Source organism: Streptococcus infantis SPAR10, assembly GCF_000279535.1.
GTDB lineage: Bacteria > Bacillota > Bacilli > Lactobacillales > Streptococcaceae > Streptococcus > Streptococcus infantis_I.
Genome location: NZ_ALCH01000002.1, coordinates 94,211 through 112,175, shown reverse-complemented (window position 1 = coordinate 112,175; position 17,965 = coordinate 94,211). Strand labels below are relative to the sequence as shown.

Here is a 17,965-nt window from a genome sequence, read left to right as displayed (position 1 = left end):
TTAAATTGAACTTAAATCATTTTATTTTTTTATTAATTTTTAAAACTATGAATTGGAGCTGGAATCTGTCCTCCACGAGCAATGAAATCAGCCGAAGAAGCTCCATTGACTTTCATAACTGGGGCTGTACCAAGCAAACCACCAAACTCAATCATATCGCCTTCTTTACCCTTTGGAATGATACGAACAGCTGTGGTTTTCATATTGATAACACCAATTGCTGCCTCATCCGCAATCATAGCCGCAATCGTTTCTGCCGGGGTATCTTCTGGAATGGCAATCATATCCAATCCAACTGAACAGATAGCAGTCATGGCTTCTAATTTCTCAAGATTTAGGGAACCATTTTGCACTGCTGCTATCATACCCTCATCCTCTGAAACTGGGATGAAAGCACCTGACAAACCACCGACTTGGTTGCAAGCCATTACTCCGCCTTTTTTTACTTGGTCATTTAAAAGAGCTAAAGCGGCAGTCGTCCCATGAGTCCCAACTGTTTCCAGTCCCATTTCTTCCAGGACCCGAGCTACTGAATCCCCCACTGCAGGAGTAGGTGCTAAACTCAAATCAACAATCCCAAAATCAACACCTAGTCTTTCACTAGCCATCTGGCCAACTAATTGACCAATCCGAGTAATCTTGAAGGCTGTCTTTTTAACAGTTTCAGCAACTACATCAAAGCTTTGCCCGCGAACTTTTTCTAAAGCACGTTTGACAACACCAGGCCCTGAAACACCTACATTGATAATAACATCCGCTTCACCAACACCATGAAAGGCTCCGGCCATAAAAGGATTGTCCTCAACTGCATTGGCAAAAACGACAAGTTTTGCAGCACCCATATCTGAAAGCTCAGCTGTCTCCTTGATAATTCGACCCATATCAGCTACAGCAGTCATGTTAATTCCTGACTTGGTTGAGCCAATATTGACAGACGAGCACACTTTGTCTGTCTCGGCCAAAGCACGTGGAATTGAGTTGATGAGTATTTCATCTCCTTTTTGGTAGCCTTTTTGAACTAAAGCAGAAAAGCCACCAATAAAATCTACGCCAATTTCTTTTGCTGCTCTATCTAAAGCTTTGGCTAATGGTACATAGTCCCTTGTATCTGTAGCAGCACCAATTAGAGAAATCGGTGTTACTGATACACGTTTATTGACAATAGGTATACCTAACTCAGCAGCAATTTCATCACCAACAGCGACTAAATTTGCCGCCTTAGTCGTAACTTTTTCATATATTTTATCTGCAGCTCTATCAATATCCGGATCTATACAATCAAGAAGAGAAATTCCCATGGTAATGGTACGAATATCAAAATTCTGCTCTTCAATCATTGCAATTGTTTCGGTAACTTGTCTAATATCCATAAACGCCTCCTAGATATTATACATAGCATCGAAAATTGCTGCACTTTGAATATTAATTTTAACATTCAAGGTCTGGCCAAAGGCTTCAAACTCATTTCTTAGTTGAGTAAAATCTTGTTTTTCATTACTGGATACTACAGCCATCATGGTAAAGAACTCATCCAAGACAGTTTGTGAAATATCATCAATATTTAATCCTAATTCAGCAATCTTAGTCGCAACACCTGCAACAATACCACCCTTATCTTTTCCAACTACAGTTATAATAGCTTTCATATTTGTCCTCCATCTTTGAAATCATAGAAAAATAACCATATCTATATTTTTCTTTTTTCTCAGTATAGCACATTTATTTCAAAAAACTAAAAAACGCCTGCTTACGAAATTGTTCTTAAAAGAAAAACAATTTCGTAAACAAGCGTCTACCTTACCATCTTATGATGAGTGTTCCCGCTAGGACAAAAGTCCTAGCGGTAGACCAGAGCTAGACTAAGAGCACAGGGCTCCATCATCATAACACTCAACAAAATTGATGATTTTATACTAATTCGATGATCGCCATTGGCGCTGCATCACCACGACGTGGTTCAGTTTTAAGGATACGAGTGTATCCACCGTTACGGTCTGCGTAACGAGGTGCGATTTCTGAGAACAATTTTTGAAGTGCTGTAGTAGAAGTGTACTTATCAGTTGCTTCATCATAGTTTTCAGATGCGATTTCATTACGTACGAAAGCAGCAGCTTGACGACGTGCATGTAAATCACCACGTTTACCTAGAGTAATCATTTTTTCAACAGTTTTACGGATTTCTTTAGCACGAGCTTCAGTTGTCACGATTGATTCGTTGATCAAAAGGTCAGTTGTCAAATCGCGAAGCATTGCTTTACGTTGTGAGCTAGTGCGTCCTAGTTTACGGTAAGCCATGTATTCCTCCTTTATTTATCTTTTAATCCAAGACCCAAATCAATGAGTTTGAGTTTCACTTCTTCCAAACTCTTGCGTCCAAGATTTCTTACTTTCATCATCTCTGCTTCAGATTTTTCTGTCAAATCATGCACAGTATTGATACCAGCACGTTTCAAACAGTTATATGAGCGTACAGACAAGTCAAGTTCCTCAATCGTACGTTCCAAAATACGGTCGTCCGATTCAGTATCAGCTTCTTTCATCACTTCTGCAGATTTAGCAATCTCTGTAAGATTTGTAAACAAATCAAGATGTTCTGTCAAAATACGTGCTGAAAGCCCTAAAGCATCTTCTGGAATAATCGTTCCATTTGTCAAGATTTCAAGGGTTAATTTGTCGAAACCATCATTGCTTCCTACACGAGCAGGTTCAACTTGATAGTTAACTTTTGTAACTGGTGTATAAATAGAATCTACAGCAAGTGTTCCAACTGGGGCATTATCTTTTTTATTTTCATCTGCAGGTACATAACCACGACCAGTGTTTACAGTCATAGTTGCTTTAAATGAAGCACCTTCTCCGATTGTAAAAAGATAATGATCTGGATTTACGATTTCAATATCACTATCAGTTAAAATATCTCCGGCTGTCACCTCAGCAGGACCTTCAACATCAAGTTCAATAGTCTTTTCGTCTTTTACATATGATTTAACTGCAATACCTTTAATGTTCAGAATGATTTGCATCACGTCTTCGCGAACACCAGGAATTGTATCAAATTCATGTAATACTCCATCGATATCGATAGATGTAACAGCTGCTCCTGGAAGAGAAGCAAGAAGTACACGACGAAGAGAGTTACCAAGTGTTGTACCGTATCCACGTTCTAGTGGTTCGATTACAAACTTGCCATAATCTTTATTTTCATCAATTTTTGTTATATTTGGTTTTTCAAACTCGATCATTTAGTTACTCCCTCTTAAACGAAAAGCAGTGTAAAGGTAATGATTATACACGGCGACGTTTTGGAGGACGAGCACCATTGTGTGGCACTGGAGTCACATCACGAATTGCTGTTACTTCAAGACCAGCGGCAGCAAGAGCACGAATAGCTGACTCACGACCAGAACCTGGACCTTTTACAGTAACTTCAACTGATTTAAGACCGTGTTCTTGTGCAGATTTAGCAGCAGCTTCTGAAGCCATTTGAGCAGCAAATGGTGTAGATTTACGAGAACCTTTGAAACCAAGAGCACCAGCTGATGACCAAGCGATTGCATTACCATGCACATCAGTAATCATAACAATAGTGTTATTAAATGTAGCGTGAATATGAGCAATACCAGATTCGATATTCTTTTTCACACGACGTTTACGTGTTGGTTTAGCCAAGACTTTTACCTCCTATATTATTTTTTCTTACCAGCAATCGCAACAGCTTTACCTTTACGAGTGCGAGCGTTGTTTTTAGTATTTTGTCCACGGACAGGAAGTCCACGACGGTGACGGATACCACGGTATGAACCGATTTCCATCAAACGTTTGATGTTCAAGTTCACTTCACGACGAAGGTCACCTTCAACTTTAATTGCATCCACTTCACGACGGATAGCATCTTCTTGATCTGATGTAAGGTCACGAACACGAATATCTTCTGAAACTCCAGCAGCTGCCAAAATCTTTTGAGATGTTGCAAGTCCGATACCATAGACATAAGTCAATGAGATAACTACGCGTTTGTCATTTGGAATATCAACTCCAGCAATACGAGCCATGTTTTCTCCTTTCTATCTTATCCTTGACGTTGTTTGTGTTTTGGATTTGCTGGGCAAATTACCATAACACGACCATTACGACGAATTACTTTACAGTATTCGCAAATTGGTTTGACCGATGGTCTTACTTTCATTTCTTATCCCTCCAAGTTTTTCGATTATTTAAAGCGGTAAGTGATACGTCCACGTGTCAAGTCATATGGACTCATTTCAACAGTAACACGATCTCCCGCTAAAATACGAATATAGTTTTTACGAATTTTACCAGAAACTGTTGCTAAAATCTGATGTCCATTTTCAAGTTCAACCGTAAACATTGCATTCGGCATCGTATCGACTACTTTGCCTTCAACTTCAATCACATCGTCTTTTGCCACGCAAAAGTACCTCCCTAAATTTCGATTTGATGCCTCTAGACACAGAGACAACAATTATAAGTCAGACTAACTCAGTATAACATTTGTCAAGACATTTTGCAAGCCTGAAAAACGCTTTTATTTCAAATTTGTCAATACCTTTTCGATATCTTTAAAGACATCATTGATATCTTGGTTCCCTTCGATATCATGTACTAGACCTTTAGCACGATAGTGAGCGATGATTGGTTCACCTTGAGCAATATTGACATCCAAACGACGTTTTACTGTCTCAGGTTTATCATCTTCACGTTGGTAGTAATCTTCCTCTTTGTAATCAACTGGTGGGTTGAATACTTTATGGAAAGTTTCGCCAGTTTCACGATGAATGATACGACCACTCAAACGTTCAAGTAGGCAAGATGGATCTACTTCGATGTTGATAACACCTTCAAGTTTAATTCCAAGTTCAGCCAATGTTTTATCTAAGGCATGTGCTTGCTCAATTGTACGTGGGTAGCCATCCAACAAGAAACCAGTTTCTTTAATATCATCTTGAGAAAGACGTTCTTTAACAATTCCATTTGTTACTTCATCTGGAACCAATTCGCCTTTGTCAATATATGACTTAGCTAGTACACCCATTTCAGTTTGGTTAGCCATTGCTGCACGGAACATGTCACCTGTTGAGATGTGGGCAACGTGAAACTGTTCAACAATTTTCGCTGCTTGTGTCCCTTTACCTGCACCAGGTAAACCCATAATCAAAAGATTCATGATTCAAACTCCTTTTTTGTATTTAAATAGAAGCAAAAATTCATTTCAACTCCTATTTAAAAACAAAATAGAAGAGAGGAGATAAAAATCTGACAATGTCTTTGATTTTTACACTCCACTCTCTGAGCAATAGTGAATTTTATTTTCTATTACAATTATTCTGTTGTATCTAAGAAACCAACATACTTACGTTTCAATAGATAACCTTCCAATTGTTTAATTCCTTCGATACCTGTAGAGATAATGATTAGCAAACTTGTTCCCCCAAAAGCGACAACTTCTGAAAGGCCAAATAAATCTTTAGCTACAATAGGTAGGATAGAAATCACACCTAGGAAGATTGATCCGACTGTTGCGAGACGACGAAGAAGTTTTGACATATATTCTTCTGTCCCTTTACCAGGACGGACACCATGGATATAAGCTCCACTCTTTTGTAAATTTTCTGCTGCTTTCTCTGGATTGATCTGTACAAATGTATAGAAGAATGTAAAGAGAATAATCAACAGAGCATACAAAGCCACACCTGTTGGGGTTGAAGTAGATACCAACTCTTGAGCTGTTTTTACCCATTCCCAATTAAGGCCAGACGCACTTACAAATTGTAAAATTGCTGCCGGTGCTGCTGTAATAGAGCTAGCAAAGATAACTGGGATAACCCCAGCAGGGTTAATCTTCAATGGAAGATAGGAACTTGACGGCGCACCTTGAGCTACCTTTGTATACTGAATTGGAATCTTGTATTTAGCTTGTTCAACGTAAGTTGTAAAGTATACAATTAACAAAACAGCAATGATTAAGATGGCAACGAAAATGAGAGACGATGTCAATCGACTACTTGGTACATTGACAAAGTAGTCCACGTAGATGCCCTTAACCATATCAGGAATTGAAGCAACAATCCCTGCAAAGATAATCATTGAAACACCATTACCATATCCCTTATCTGTGATTTGCTCTCCCAGCCAGGTTACAATCATGCTACCTGCTGTTAAGATTCCTCCAATCACAAGGAAAACTTGTGGTGTAAGTGGTACAGTCAAAAGTTTAGCTCCAGACAGAGCGTTAAAACCAGCAGTAATACCGACTGATTGAACAAATGCAAGCACTAGTGCAATGTATCGAGTCGCTTGGTTTAACTTTCTACGACCAACTTCCCCTTGTTTACCCCACTCCACAAACTTTGGTAATAAATCCATTTGCAAGAGTTGGACGACGATTGAGGCTGTAATGTAAGGACTAACTCCAAGAGCAAAAACTGAAAAGTTTTTCATGGCATTCCCTGACACCAAGCTCAACATATTCAAGAAGGATAGTCCACTCAAAGCGTTCAAGCTATTTGCATTTACCCACGGTACAGTAATACTAGTACCGATACGAAAAACAAATACGATAAAAATTGTAAATAAAATCTTTGATCGAACTTGCTTAACTTTGAGTGCTTCTCTCAATAATTTAAAAAACATAGGTCACCTCACTTAGATGACTTCAACTGAACCACCTTTAGCAGTGATAGCTTCTTCAGCTGATTTAGAGAATTTAGCAGCTTTAACAGTCAACTTCTTAGTCAACTCACCGTTACCAAGAATCTTGATACCTGATTTTTCAGATTTAACAATTCCTGATTCTACAAGTACCACTGGAGTTACTTCAGCACCGTCATCAAAGGCGTTCAATTGGTCAAGGTTAACAATCGCATACTCTTTAGCGTTGATGTTAGTAAATCCACGTTTTGGAAGACGACGGAACAATGGAGTTTGTCCACCTTCAAAACCAAGGCGTACTCCACCACCGCTACGAGCTTTTTGACCTTTTTGACCACGACCAGATGTTTTACCGTTACCTGATGAAGTACCACGACCAACACGGTTACGAGTTTTACGAGAACCTTCTGCAGGTTTCAATTCATGAAGTTTCATTATATATTTTCTCCTCTTTTGTAAAATGCTAGCGCCGATAAGAGAGAAAAGGTTGTCTCTCCTATCAACTCGCCTATACTGAGTCATCTAAGATGACTATATCTAGTTTTAGGGGATGGTCTTATGCACATCCCCTAAAATTTTATTAGTTTACTTCTTCAACTGTTACCAAGTGAGATACTGCAGTGATCATACCACGGATAGCAGCGTTATCTTCTTTAATAACAGAGCTGTTCAATTTGCCAAGTCCAAGTGCTACAACAGTTTTACGTTGTGATGGAATGCGTCCGATTGGAGACTTAGTCAAAGTAATTTTAATTTGAGCCATTTTATCCCCTTTCTTATGCCAAATCAGAAACTGAAATACCACGAAGGGCAGCAACTTCTTCAGCGCGTTTCAATTGTTTCAATCCTTCAACAGTTGCACGAACAATGTTGATTGGAGTGTTAGAGCCAAGTGATTTAGATGTAATATCTGCCACACCTGCCAATTCCACAACGGCACGAACTGCACCACCTGCGGCAACTCCAGAACCTTCTACAGCTGGTTTCAACAATACTTTAGCTCCACCGAATTCTGAAAGAACTTCATGTGGGATTGTTGTTCCAACCATAGGAACTTCGATCAAGTTTTTCTTAGCATCTTCTACTGCTTTGCGGATCGCTTCTGGAACTTCTTGAGCTTTACCAGTACCAAATCCTACACGACCATTGCGGTCACCAACAACTACAAGAGCTGCGAAACGAAGACGACGTCCACCTTTAACAACTTTTGTAACACGGTTAACAGCAACTACGCGTTCTTCAAGTTCTACTGCATTGTCTTTAAATGCCATTTTCTAGTGTCCTCCTATTAGAATTTCAATCCGTTTTCACGAGCTGCATCAGCCAAAGCTTTCACACGTCCGTGATATAGATATCCACCGCGGTCGAACACCACTTCTGAAATACCTTTAGCACTTGCACGTTCTGCAACGAGTTTACCGACAGCAACGGCTTGTTCAGTTTTAGTTCCTTTTGAAACTTCTTTGTCAAGAGTTGAAGCACTTGCGAGCGTTACACCCGCTACGTCATCAATCACTTGAGCGTAGATGCCTGTATTAGAACGGAATACGTTCAAACGTGGGCGATCAGCAGTTCCAGAGAGTTTTCCGCGAACGCGACGGTGGCGTTTTTGGCGGAGTTTGTTTTTATCTGGTTTAGAAATCACAGTTTTCACCTCTTTAATTTTAAATCGTGTGCTATGCACAAAGTTGGTAATGAGGTTGGTGGTTGAGAATCAACCACTCAACATTATTTACCAGTTTTACCTTCTTTAAGACGAACATATTCGCCAACGTAACGGATACCTTTACCTTTGTATGGTTCTGGTGAACGAAGGCTACGTACGTAAGCAGCTGTTTGACCAACTTTTTCTTTTGAAATTCCGCTGATAACGATAGTCGTTGGGTTTGGAAGTTCAAAAGTAATTCCTGCTGGAGCTTCAACTTCATCTGGATGTGATTTACCAACAGCCAAAACAAGTTTGTTTCCTTGAAGTTGAGCACGGTACCCAACCCCACGCATTTCAAGTTCTTTCTTGAATCCTTCTGAAACACCAATAACCATGTTGTTCAAAAGTGCACGAGTAGTTCCGTGGATAGTTTTCATTTCTTTTGAATCGTTTGGACGGTGAAGAGTTACTTCAGTACCTTCCACACGGATTTCAATATCTTTTGAGAACTCACGAGTAAGTTCTCCTTTAGGTCCTTTTACAGTTACAACGTTGTCATTGTTAGTGAGTTCAACACCAGCAGGCAACACGATAACTTTATTACCAATACGTGACATGTTTTTATTCTCCTGTTAAATTGTCAGGCCATAAAGGCCAGTTTTCACGGGGTTAAATCGATTTCTCTATTTAAAGGAATATTTAGATTTCAATTTCAAAGTGAATCTAGGCATCGTCTCGCAGGCATAACTTTTGGTTAGGCTAGAGACGATAACGAAGAGTCACAAAGAAATTGGGAGCTAAATATTACCAAACGTAAGCGATAACCTCACCACCAACATTCTTTTGGCGAGCTTCTTTATCAGTAAGCAAACCTTCTGAAGTTGAAAGGATAGCAATTCCAAGACCGTTAAGTACTTTTGGAAGATCTTCACGTTTTTTGTAGACACGAAGTCCTGGTTTAGAAACGCGTTTCAAGTTAGTGATAACTCGTTCACCGTTTGCTCCGTATTTAAGGAATACACGGATGATGCCTTGTTTGTCATCTTCGATGATTTCTACGTTCTTAACAAAACCTTCGCGTTTAAGGATTTCAGCAATCCCTTTTTTAATGTTTGATGCAGGTACTTCAAGTACTTCGTGTTTTGCTTGGTTAGCGTTACGAATACGAGTTAGGAAGTCTGCGATTGGGTCAGTCATAACCATTTTATTTTTCTCCTCTTACTAGTAGTTTGCAAGTTGCACTTGCTAGTTAATACATGATACAGAGAGCGTAACAGCTAGAGCAAAAATAGGCAATTTGATGCAGGAGCGATGCTCCAAAGAAAATTGGTCTTTTTTGCCAAAGCTGTAGCTCGTGTTCAAATTGGCGGGCCCAACTGAACCCGGGCTAAACTCTGCGCGAAAAAGATAAACTTTCCTAGAAACTAAAGTTTCTTCGTCAAATTTCCTATTTTCACTTAGAGTTTTGACGCCCTTGATATCTTAAATTACCAAGATGCTTTTGTTACACCAGGGATTTGACCTTTATATGCCAATTCACGGAAGCAAACACGGCAAAGTTTAAACTTGCGGTAAACTGAGTGTGGACGTCCACAACGTTCACAGCGAGTGTATGCTTGAGTAGAGAACTTCGCTGGGCGTTTGTTCTTAGCAATCATAGATTTTTTAGCCATTAGTTATACCTCCTATATTATTTTGCAAAAGGCATTCCAAGGCCTGTAAGCAATGCACGTGACTCTTCGTCAGTGTTAGCAGTAGTAACGATAACGATGTCAAGACCACGAGTTTTGTCAACGTCATCAAAGTTGATTTCTGGGAAAATCAATTGCTCTTTCACACCAAGTGTGTAGTTTCCGCGTCCGTCAAATGATTTTGTTGGAACACCGTGGAAGTCACGTACACGTGGAAGTGATACTGAAACCAATTTATCCAAGAATTCGTACATACGTTCACCACGAAGGGTAACTTTTGCACCGATCGCAACACCTTCACGAAGACGGAAGCCGGCGATAGATTTTTTAGCTTTAGTGATAAGTGGTTTTTGACCTGAGATAAGGGCCAATTCTTCGGCAGCTTTTTCAAGGCTTTTAGCGTTTGATACTGCTTCACCAACACCCATGTTCAAAACGATCTTATCCACTTTAGGAACAGCCATCACTGATGAGTAGTTAAATTGTTCTGTCAAAGCAGGAACTACTTCATTAAGATATTTTTCTTTTAAACGATTTGCCATTATACTTCTCCTTTCCTTCGTGATTAATCAAGCACTTCGCCTGATTTTTTGTTGTAGCGAACTTTTTTACCGTCTACAAATTTGTAACCAACACGACCAGCTACACCATTTTTGTCCAAAACTTGAACGTTTGATACGTGGATAGCTGCTTCCTTCTCGATGATACCACCTTGAGGAAGTTCGTTAGTTGGACGTTGGTGTTTCTTAACAATGTTAACACCTTCAACGATAACTTTGTTTACTTTTGGAAGGGCAGTAAGGACAACAGCTTCTGTTCCCTTATCTTTACCAGCGATTACGCGAACTTTGTCGCCTTTTTTTACAAACATTTTTTTCTCCTTTTATTCTTACGCCCAATGGGCACCCTGGCTAGGCCAGGGGACTGTGTTTGTTTTTATTGATTAAAGTACTTCTGGAGCAAGTGACACGATCTTCATGAAGCCACCTTCACGCAATTCACGTGCAACTGGGCCAAAGATACGTGTTCCGCGAGGAGTTTTGTCGTCACGGATGATAACTGCTGCGTTTTCGTCAAATTTGATGTATGAACCATCAGCACGACGAGCACCTGATTTAGTACGAACGATAACTGCTTTAACAACGTCACCTTTTTTAACCGCACCACCAGGAGTAGCTTGTTTTACAGATGCCACAATAACATCACCGATGTTTGCAAATTTACGTCCTGAACCACCAAGAACTTTGATAGTCAAGATTTCGCGAGCACCGCTGTTGTCTGCGACTTTCAAACGAGTTTCTGTTTGAATCATTTCAGTTTTCTCCTTTCAGGTTTGATTAGATGATGACCGCTTCTTCAACAACTTCTACAAGACGGAAACGTTTTGTAGCTGAAAGCGGACGAGTTTCCATGATACGTACGATATCGCCTTCTTTGGCAACATTGTTTTCATCATGTGCTTTGTATTTTTTAGAGTAGTTAATACGTTTACCATAGACTGGGTGGTTACGTTTTGTTTCAACTACAACTGTGATTGTCTTGTCCATTTTGTCAGATACAACACGTCCAACAAGAACTTTACGATTATTGCGTTCCATTGAAATTTCTCCTTCCCTAGTCTATTATTTCGCTTCAGATTGAACTGTTTTAATACGAGCGATTTGTTTTTTAACTTCTTTCAAGCGAGCTGTTTGTTCTAATTGACCAGTAGCAGCTTGGAAACGAAGTTCGAACAATTCTTTTTTCAATTCGTTTTCGCGCTTCGCGAGTTCTTCTTGAGAAAGACCACGAAGTTCTTTAACAAATTCTTTTACTTCATTAAGTTTCATGCCTTCTCCTTATTCTGCTTCACGTTTTACGAATTTACATTTAACTGGCAATTTGTGGCTTGCAAGACGAAGCGCTTCGCGAGCGATCTCTTCAGATACACCAGCAACTTCAAACATTACTTTACCACGTTTAACTGGTGCTACCCAACCTTCAGGTGCCCCTTTACCAGATCCCATACGAACCCCGATAGCTTTAGCTGTGTATGATTTGTGTGGGAAGATTTTAATCCAAACTTTACCACCACGTTTCATGTAACGAGTCATGGCGATACGAGCAGCCTCGATTTGGCGGTTAGTGATCCAGTGGCTAGTTGTAGCTTGAAGACCGTATTCACCGAATGCTACTTCTTTCCCACCTTTAGCTTCACCGCGCATTTTACCACGGAATTCACGACGGTGTTTAACACGTTTAGGTACTAACATTGGTTATTTACCTCCTTTAGTGTTTTTACGAGCTGGAAGAACTTCACCACGGTAGATCCATACTTTAACACCAAGTTTACCGTATGTAGTGTCTGCTTCTTCCCAAGCGTAATCGATGTCTGCACGAAGTGTGTGAAGTGGAACAGTTCCTTCAGAGTATCCTTCAGCACGGGCGATATCTGCACCGTTCAAACGACCTGATACTTGAGTTTTAATTCCTTTAGCTCCAGCACGCATAGCACGTTGGATTGCTTGTTTTTGTGCACGACGGAAAGCAACACGTTGCTCCAATTGACGAGCTATTCCTTCACCAACAAGGTGAGCATCCAAATCAGGTTGTTTGATTTCGATGATGTTGATGTGTACTTGTTTACCAGTCAATTTGTTAAGTTTAGCACGGAGTGCATCAACGTTAGCACCACCTTTACCGATAACCATACCTGGTTTAGCAGTGTGAAGTGAAACGTTAACTTTGTTTACTGCGCGTTCGATTTCAATAGTTGAAACTGCTGCGTCAGCAAGTTCTTTTTGAACGAATTTACGGATTGCAAGATCTTCATGAAGGTAATCCGCGTATTCTTTTTCAGCATACCATTTGGCATCCCAATCACGGATGATGCCGACACGCATACCAATTGGATGTACTTTTTGACCCACGATTTTACCTCCTTATTTTTCTGCAACAGCTACAGTGATGTGAGCTGTACGTTTGTTGATTGGTGAAGCTGAACCTTTCGCACGTGGACGGAAACGTTTCATAGTTGGTCCTTCGTTTGCGAATGCTTCAGATACTACCAAGTTAGCTTTATCCAAACCAAAGTTGTTTTCAGCGTTAGCTACAGCTGAGTTCAAAACTTTCAAGATGATTTCAGCAGCTTTGTTTGGAGTGAATGTCAAAATTGCGATTGCATCGGCTACGCTTTTACCACGGATGTTGTCAAGAACAAGACGTGATTTACGAGGTGAAACACGTACTGTGCGAGCCATTGCTTTAGCTGAAGTAATTTCTGCCATTTATGTTCTCCTTATTTTCTACGTGTCTTCTTGTCGTCTGCGGCGTGACCTTTGTAAGTACGAGTTGGTGCAAATTCACCAAGCTTGTGACCTACCATGTCTTCTTGGATGTAAACAGGTACGTGTTTACGTCCATCATAAACTGCGATAGTGTAACCAATGAAACTTGGGAAGATCGTTGAACGACGTGACCAAGTTTTGATAACTTTTTTCTTTTCGTCGTTAGCTTGAGCTTCAACTTTTTTCATCAAATGCTCATCGACGAAAGGTCCTTTTTTAAGACTGCGTCCCATTTTTATATTTTCTCCTTTAAATATAGTACCACAGCGGCTTGCGCTCTCAACGAGCGCTACCGAGCTGGCGGATTATCTAGCGCTTAAGCAACTAGTTTTAAATTATTTCTCGTTGCGACGACGAACGATAAGTTTGTCAGATTTCGCTTTCTTGTTACGAGTTTTAAGACCAAGAGCAGGTTTGCCCCATGGAGTTGATGGTGCTTTACGACCAACTGGTGCTTTACCTTCACCACCACCGTGTGGGTGATCGTTAGGGTTCATTACAGAACCACGAACTGTTGGGCGGATACCTTTCCAACGGCTACGTCCTGCTTTACCAAGGTTTACAAGTCCATGTTGTTCGTTTCCGACAACACCAACTGTAGCACGACAAGTTCCAAGAATCATACGAACTTCACCTGATTGAAGACGAACAAGAACGTATTTACCTTCTTGACCCAATACTTGAGCAGAAGCTCCAGCAGCACGTACCAATTCTCCACCACGACCTGGTTTCAATTCGATGTTGTGGATCAAAGTACCAACTGGGATGTTAGCAAGCGGAAGAGCGTTTCCGACTTTGATATCTGCTTCTGGACCTGAAACGATACGTTGACCTACTTCAAGACCTTTTGGAGCGATGATGTATGCTTTCACACCGTCAGTGTAGTGTACAAGAGCGATGTTTGCAGAACGGTTTGGATCGTACTCGATAGTTTTAACAACTGCTTCAACGTTGTCTTTGTTACGTTTAAAGTCAACCAAACGGTAGAAACGTTTGTGTCCACCACCTTGGTGACGAACTGTGATACGACCGTTGTTGTTACGACCAGCCTTGCTCTTCAATGCAACAAGCAATGATTTTTCAGGAGTGCTTGTTGTGATTTCAGCGAAATCCAAAGAAGTCATATTACGGCGACCGTTTGTTGTTGGTTTATAAACACGAATTCCCACGATATTTCCTCCTTAGATTATTCAGCTTCAGCTGCAAACAACTCGATTGCTTTTGAATCAGCTGTAAGAGTGATGATAGCTTTTTTAGTTTTGTTAGTAAAACCAGTGTAACGTCCAACACGTTTAGCTTTAGGTTTTACGTTGATTGTGTTAACATTTGCAACTTTAACACCTTCGAAAGCAGCTTCAACAGCTTGCTTGATCAAAAGTTTGTGTGCACGAGTGTCAACTTCAAATACATATTTCCCTGCTTCAAGTTGAGCCATTGAGCTTTCAGTGATAACAGGTTTTTTGATAACATCATACAAATTCATTATGCAAGAACCTCCTCGATTTTAGAGATAGCTGCTTGAGTAACAAGAAGTTTGTCACTATTTGCGATGTCAAGAACACTTGCAGTGGTAGCAGTCGCAACTTTCACGTTTGGAAGGTTACGAGCTGAGAGAGCTGCGAATTCGTTTCCTTCTTCAAGAATAACAAGGACTTTAGAATCGATGCTCAAAGCTGCAAGAACTTTTGCAAATTCAGCAGTTTTTGGAGCTGTAAATTCAAGAGAATCAACGGCTACAAATTTGTTTTCAGCAACTTTTTCTGAGTAAACAGATTTAAGTGCAAGGCGACGAACTTTTTGAGGAAGTTTGTACGCATAGCTACGTGGAGTTGGTCCGAAGACGATTCCACCACCACGCCATTGTGGAGAGCGGATAGAACCTTGACGAGCACGTCCAGTTCCTTTTTGACGCCATGGTTTGCGTCCACCACCTGAAACAGCTGAGCGGTTTTTAACTGCATGAGTTCCTTGACGAAGGCTAGCGCGTTGGCTGATGATCACATCAAACACAACAGATTGGTTTGGTTCGATACCAAAGATTGCATCGTTAAGAACAACTTCGCCCGCTTGTTTACCAGTTTGGTCGAATAATGTTACATTTGCCATTTTGACTGTATTCCCCTTTCCTTATTATTTACCAGCTTTAACTGCTGACTTGATAGTGATAAGAGATTTCTTAGCACCTGGTACGTTACCTTTGATAAGGATAACGTTCTTTTCTGGAACAACTTGTACAACTTCAAGGTTTTGAATTGTTACACGGTCGCCGCCCATACGTCCTGCAAGGTTTTTACCTTTGAATACGCGGTTAGGTGCAACAGGTCCCATAGAACCTGGACGACGGTGGTAACGAGAACCGTGAGCCATAGGTCCACGTGATTGTCCGTGGCGTTTGATAACACCTTGGAAACCTTTACCTTTAGATGTACCAGTTACATCAACAATGTCTCCAGCTGCGAAAGTTTCAACTGTGATTTCAGCACCAACTTCCAAGCCTTCAACGTTTTTGAATTCACGAATGAAGCGCTTAGGAGCCGTGTTAGCTTTTGCTACATGTCCTTTAGCAGGTTTGTTGCTCAATACTTCGCGTTTGTCATCGAAACCAACTTGGATAGCGTTGTAACCATCTGTTTCAACAGTTTTAACTTGAAGGACAACGTTTGGAGTTGCTTCGATAACTGTTACAGGGATCAATTCGCCAGCTTCAGTGAAGATTTGAGTCATTCCCACTTTTTTCCCTAAGATTCCTTTTGTCATGAGAAAATAGTTCCTTTTCTATATTTTTTATTCAAAAAGTTTTTAACGAGCGTTTTTTATGCTCAAGGTTTCAAACTTTAGATTAAAGTTTGATTTCTACGTTTACACCACTTGGAAGATCCAATTTCATCAAAGCGTCAACTGTTTTTTGAGTTGGGTTGATGATATCGATCAAACGTTTGTGTGTACGCATTTCGAATTGTTCGCGAGAGTCTTTATATTTGTGAGTCGCACGAATGATTGTGTAGAGGCTACGTTCAGTTGGAAGTGGGATTGGACCTGCAACTTCTGCACCTGTGCGAGTAGCTGATTCTACGATTTTAGCAGCCGCTGTGTCAAGCGTACGGTGTTCGTAAGCTTTCAAACGGATACGGATTTTTTTGTTTGCCATCTTTTTCTCCTTTTCGTCTATTTAAGATAATAGGCTAGCTCCACAAGAAAACCGACGCGCGTTGCGTGGCAATGCAACCGAGCGTGTCGCAACCTCTTGCATCAAAGCTAAGGCTGTAATTTACAGCACCATAATAGAATAACACAAAGCCCCTGCGATTGCAAGGGATTTGACAGGATTTTTTTAATTTTTCGAATGAAACTGTTTTCTTATCGCTCCTTATCTCAAATAAGCATAAATGAAGAGCGAATTTTTATTTTTTCTTCTATATAATATTCGTTTTGATCTGAAATTTATCATTTGATTGATTTATCAAGATATCCGCTTTTGACTCGGTTTCTTTATAGTATTGCAGATACTGTTCTCGTCTCATTTGCTGACTAGCCAATATAAAGGACGCATCGCGATTTCTCACAGTCGTATCTCGAGCTAGACGCCTCTTTAATTCTGTCTCTTCATTCGTGTAGAAACAGACAGTTTTGTCAAAGAGTTCCTTGGGTAGAAAACCCACAGACATCCCTTCGACTATCAGAATTGGTTTAGAACCAGACAAGATTTCACTAGCTTTCCAAGGTTCTTCGATTGTCAAGACATCCATACCCGCCTGCAGGGCGAGAATATCTCTCTGCAAACTTGCCAGTTCATGCGCCACTGGCAGACAGGCTGTCACCTTTTGATCAGGTGCTTGCTTTGGTACTACCAGGTGACGTTCTGAGGTGATATAGGGATCTGTTTCTAGCAAATTTACTGTAGTAGAATCTAGGGCTTGATACAATTCCTGAGCGAAGGTTGATTTCCCTGAAGCCCCATGACCGTAAATACCCAGCGTTTTTACTTTTCCGGACTCTATTTCTGATACTAGTCTTTCTATTAAGTCTTTTTTCTTCATTCTCTCTTCACCTGTTCATAGCTTTGCTTCCCATCATTAAGCTTGTCCCAAATAACTACTTTTCCACTTTGCATAGATTTTTGTACATCGATAATTCGTTGATTGGAAGAGCCACGGAATTGAAGCATGAGATTACGCTTGCTTTTATCATACCGTCCATCAACCAAGATATCAATCATTGACAAGAGCTCCAGTTTATCAGGTGTCTCCAACATCATCTCTTCCCATGTGTATCCCGTCCAAGACCAGATATCTTTTTCTGGCAATTCTTTCCGGATACGTTTCACGAGCGGCAAGAGGATTCCTGTATTTAGGAAGGGTTCTCCTCCTAATAAAGTCAAGCCTTGAACATAGGGTTGGGCTAGGTCTACTATGATTTGCTCTTCCAACTCTGGGGTATAAGGTATGCCTGCATTAAAGGACCAGGTCGCAACATTATAACAGCCCTCACAGTGAAACATGCAACCTGCTACATAGAGAGAATTGCGCACCCCCTCTCCATCGACAAAGTTAAAAGCCTTATAGTCAATGATGCGCCCCTGACTGAGTTCTTCACTTTTCCACTCGCCTGGTTTTGGTGTATTCCATGTCATG

At 40.5% G+C, this 17,965-nt stretch carries 33 protein-coding genes; all 33 read right to left on the bottom strand.

The features are described 5' to 3' along the window. Positions 1-32: 32 nt before the first annotated feature. Positions 33-1,370 carry a PFL family protein gene (locus SPAR10_RS04340; protein WP_004251128.1) on the bottom strand — a complete coding sequence of 446 codons (1,338 nt, stop codon included), beginning with the start codon at positions 1,368-1,370 and terminating at the stop codon, positions 33-35. 9 nt (positions 1,371-1,379) lie between these two features. After that, positions 1,380-1,646: an ACT domain-containing protein gene (locus tag SPAR10_RS04335; protein ID WP_004251126.1), complete on the bottom strand. Its 267-nt coding sequence runs from the start codon at positions 1,644-1,646 to the stop codon at positions 1,380-1,382. 262 nt (positions 1,647-1,908) lie between these two features. After that, entirely contained in the window at positions 1,909-2,295 is a 387-nt protein-coding gene (rplQ, locus tag SPAR10_RS04330; RefSeq protein WP_004251124.1) for a 50S ribosomal protein L17, read from the bottom strand. An 11-nt stretch (positions 2,296-2,306) separates the two neighbouring features. Continuing rightward, positions 2,307-3,242, bottom strand: coding sequence for a DNA-directed RNA polymerase subunit alpha (locus SPAR10_RS04325; RefSeq protein WP_004251121.1), 936 nt, complete (start codon positions 3,240-3,242; stop codon positions 2,307-2,309). A gap of 43 nt (positions 3,243-3,285) precedes the next feature. Beyond that, positions 3,286-3,669, bottom strand: coding sequence for a 30S ribosomal protein S11 (gene rpsK / locus SPAR10_RS04320; protein WP_001118385.1), 384 nt, complete (start codon positions 3,667-3,669; stop codon positions 3,286-3,288). A gap of 17 nt (positions 3,670-3,686) precedes the next feature. Continuing rightward, on the bottom strand, positions 3,687-4,052 hold the full coding sequence (gene rpsM, locus SPAR10_RS04315) for a 30S ribosomal protein S13 (RefSeq protein WP_004251117.1): 366 nt from the start codon (positions 4,050-4,052) through the stop codon (positions 3,687-3,689). 17 nt (positions 4,053-4,069) lie between these two features. Beyond that, the gene (rpmJ, locus tag SPAR10_RS10755) at positions 4,070-4,186 is read right to left on the bottom strand and encodes a 50S ribosomal protein L36 (protein ID WP_001808836.1); all 117 of its coding nucleotides are present in this window, start codon (positions 4,184-4,186) and stop codon (positions 4,070-4,072) included. Between the two features lie 24 nt (positions 4,187-4,210). Continuing rightward, complete coding sequence (gene infA / locus SPAR10_RS04310; protein ID WP_001029883.1) at positions 4,211-4,429, bottom strand: translation initiation factor IF-1; 219 nt, start codon at positions 4,427-4,429, stop codon at positions 4,211-4,213. Positions 4,430-4,546: 117 nt separating this feature from the next. Then, positions 4,547-5,185, bottom strand: coding sequence for an adenylate kinase (locus tag SPAR10_RS04305; protein WP_004251114.1), 639 nt, complete (start codon positions 5,183-5,185; stop codon positions 4,547-4,549). Between the two features lie 155 nt (positions 5,186-5,340). Next, positions 5,341-6,651 carry a preprotein translocase subunit SecY gene (gene secY / locus SPAR10_RS04300; RefSeq protein ID WP_004251112.1) on the bottom strand — a complete coding sequence of 437 codons (1,311 nt, stop codon included), beginning with the start codon at positions 6,649-6,651 and terminating at the stop codon, positions 5,341-5,343. Positions 6,652-6,663: 12 nt separating this feature from the next. After that, positions 6,664-7,104: a 50S ribosomal protein L15 gene (gene rplO, locus SPAR10_RS04295; RefSeq protein WP_004251104.1), complete on the bottom strand. Its 441-nt coding sequence runs from the start codon at positions 7,102-7,104 to the stop codon at positions 6,664-6,666. A gap of 145 nt (positions 7,105-7,249) precedes the next feature. Continuing rightward, complete coding sequence (gene rpmD, locus SPAR10_RS04290) at positions 7,250-7,432, bottom strand: 50S ribosomal protein L30 (protein ID WP_000057241.1); 183 nt, start codon at positions 7,430-7,432, stop codon at positions 7,250-7,252. Positions 7,433-7,445: 13 nt separating this feature from the next. Then, positions 7,446-7,940, bottom strand: coding sequence for a 30S ribosomal protein S5 (gene rpsE, locus SPAR10_RS04285; RefSeq protein WP_004251100.1), 495 nt, complete (start codon positions 7,938-7,940; stop codon positions 7,446-7,448). Positions 7,941-7,957: 17 nt separating this feature from the next. Next, positions 7,958-8,314 (bottom strand): 50S ribosomal protein L18, encoded by a 357-nt coding sequence (rplR, locus tag SPAR10_RS04280; protein WP_004251098.1) that lies wholly within the window; start codon positions 8,312-8,314, stop codon positions 7,958-7,960. Positions 8,315-8,397: 83 nt separating this feature from the next. Beyond that, positions 8,398-8,934 carry a 50S ribosomal protein L6 gene (rplF, locus tag SPAR10_RS04275; RefSeq protein WP_004251096.1) on the bottom strand — a complete coding sequence of 179 codons (537 nt, stop codon included), beginning with the start codon at positions 8,932-8,934 and terminating at the stop codon, positions 8,398-8,400. Between the two features lie 187 nt (positions 8,935-9,121). After that, on the bottom strand, positions 9,122-9,520 hold the full coding sequence (rpsH, locus tag SPAR10_RS04270) for a 30S ribosomal protein S8 (RefSeq protein WP_004251095.1): 399 nt from the start codon (positions 9,518-9,520) through the stop codon (positions 9,122-9,124). A gap of 284 nt (positions 9,521-9,804) precedes the next feature. Further along, complete coding sequence (locus SPAR10_RS04265) at positions 9,805-9,990, bottom strand: type Z 30S ribosomal protein S14 (RefSeq protein ID WP_001085699.1); 186 nt, start codon at positions 9,988-9,990, stop codon at positions 9,805-9,807. Positions 9,991-10,007: 17 nt separating this feature from the next. Continuing rightward, entirely contained in the window at positions 10,008-10,550 is a 543-nt protein-coding gene (gene rplE, locus SPAR10_RS04260; protein WP_000013542.1) for a 50S ribosomal protein L5, read from the bottom strand. Between the two features lie 23 nt (positions 10,551-10,573). Continuing rightward, a complete protein-coding gene (gene rplX, locus SPAR10_RS04255; protein ID WP_000497691.1) occupies positions 10,574-10,879 on the bottom strand; it encodes a 50S ribosomal protein L24 in 306 nt (101 codons plus the stop codon). A gap of 72 nt (positions 10,880-10,951) precedes the next feature. Beyond that, a complete protein-coding gene (gene rplN, locus SPAR10_RS04250; RefSeq protein ID WP_002928796.1) occupies positions 10,952-11,320 on the bottom strand; it encodes a 50S ribosomal protein L14 in 369 nt (122 codons plus the stop codon). Positions 11,321-11,345: 25 nt separating this feature from the next. Beyond that, positions 11,346-11,606, bottom strand: coding sequence for a 30S ribosomal protein S17 (gene rpsQ / locus SPAR10_RS04245; protein WP_000440801.1), 261 nt, complete (start codon positions 11,604-11,606; stop codon positions 11,346-11,348). Between the two features lie 24 nt (positions 11,607-11,630). Then, positions 11,631-11,837 carry a 50S ribosomal protein L29 gene (gene rpmC / locus SPAR10_RS04240; protein WP_000772918.1) on the bottom strand — a complete coding sequence of 69 codons (207 nt, stop codon included), beginning with the start codon at positions 11,835-11,837 and terminating at the stop codon, positions 11,631-11,633. Between the two features lie 9 nt (positions 11,838-11,846). After that, positions 11,847-12,260 carry a 50S ribosomal protein L16 gene (gene rplP, locus SPAR10_RS04235; RefSeq protein ID WP_000960948.1) on the bottom strand — a complete coding sequence of 138 codons (414 nt, stop codon included), beginning with the start codon at positions 12,258-12,260 and terminating at the stop codon, positions 11,847-11,849. Between the two features lie 3 nt (positions 12,261-12,263). Further along, a complete protein-coding gene (rpsC, locus tag SPAR10_RS04230; RefSeq protein WP_000529936.1) occupies positions 12,264-12,917 on the bottom strand; it encodes a 30S ribosomal protein S3 in 654 nt (217 codons plus the stop codon). 12 nt (positions 12,918-12,929) lie between these two features. Further along, complete coding sequence (gene rplV, locus SPAR10_RS04225) at positions 12,930-13,274, bottom strand: 50S ribosomal protein L22 (RefSeq protein ID WP_000818137.1); 345 nt, start codon at positions 13,272-13,274, stop codon at positions 12,930-12,932. A gap of 11 nt (positions 13,275-13,285) precedes the next feature. Then, on the bottom strand, positions 13,286-13,567 hold the full coding sequence (gene rpsS / locus SPAR10_RS04220; RefSeq protein ID WP_000533766.1) for a 30S ribosomal protein S19: 282 nt from the start codon (positions 13,565-13,567) through the stop codon (positions 13,286-13,288). A 102-nt stretch (positions 13,568-13,669) separates the two neighbouring features. Further along, positions 13,670-14,503, bottom strand: a complete 834-nt coding sequence (rplB, locus tag SPAR10_RS04215) for a 50S ribosomal protein L2 (RefSeq protein ID WP_000512910.1) — start codon at positions 14,501-14,503, stop codon at positions 13,670-13,672. Between the two features lie 17 nt (positions 14,504-14,520). Further along, positions 14,521-14,817, bottom strand: coding sequence for a 50S ribosomal protein L23 (locus SPAR10_RS04210; protein WP_001055347.1), 297 nt, complete (start codon positions 14,815-14,817; stop codon positions 14,521-14,523). Beyond that, positions 14,817-15,440, bottom strand: coding sequence for a 50S ribosomal protein L4 (rplD, locus tag SPAR10_RS04205; RefSeq protein WP_000024549.1), 624 nt, complete (start codon positions 15,438-15,440; stop codon positions 14,817-14,819). The genes SPAR10_RS04210 and rplD overlap by 1 nt, the downstream gene beginning before the upstream one ends. A 24-nt stretch (positions 15,441-15,464) precedes the next feature. Further along, a complete protein-coding gene (gene rplC, locus SPAR10_RS04200) occupies positions 15,465-16,091 on the bottom strand; it encodes a 50S ribosomal protein L3 (RefSeq protein WP_004251088.1) in 627 nt (208 codons plus the stop codon). Positions 16,092-16,173: 82 nt separating this feature from the next. After that, positions 16,174-16,482: a 30S ribosomal protein S10 gene (gene rpsJ, locus SPAR10_RS04195; protein WP_001284511.1), complete on the bottom strand. Its 309-nt coding sequence runs from the start codon at positions 16,480-16,482 to the stop codon at positions 16,174-16,176. 265 nt (positions 16,483-16,747) lie between these two features. Continuing rightward, positions 16,748-17,371, bottom strand: coding sequence for a uridine kinase family protein (locus SPAR10_RS04190; protein WP_004251086.1), 624 nt, complete (start codon positions 17,369-17,371; stop codon positions 16,748-16,750). Next, positions 17,368-17,964, bottom strand: coding sequence for an anaerobic ribonucleoside-triphosphate reductase activating protein (nrdG, locus tag SPAR10_RS04185; protein WP_004251085.1), 597 nt, complete (start codon positions 17,962-17,964; stop codon positions 17,368-17,370). Before nrdG ends, SPAR10_RS04190 begins: the two co-directional genes overlap by 4 nt. Between the last annotated feature and the right edge of the window lies 1 nt (position 17,965).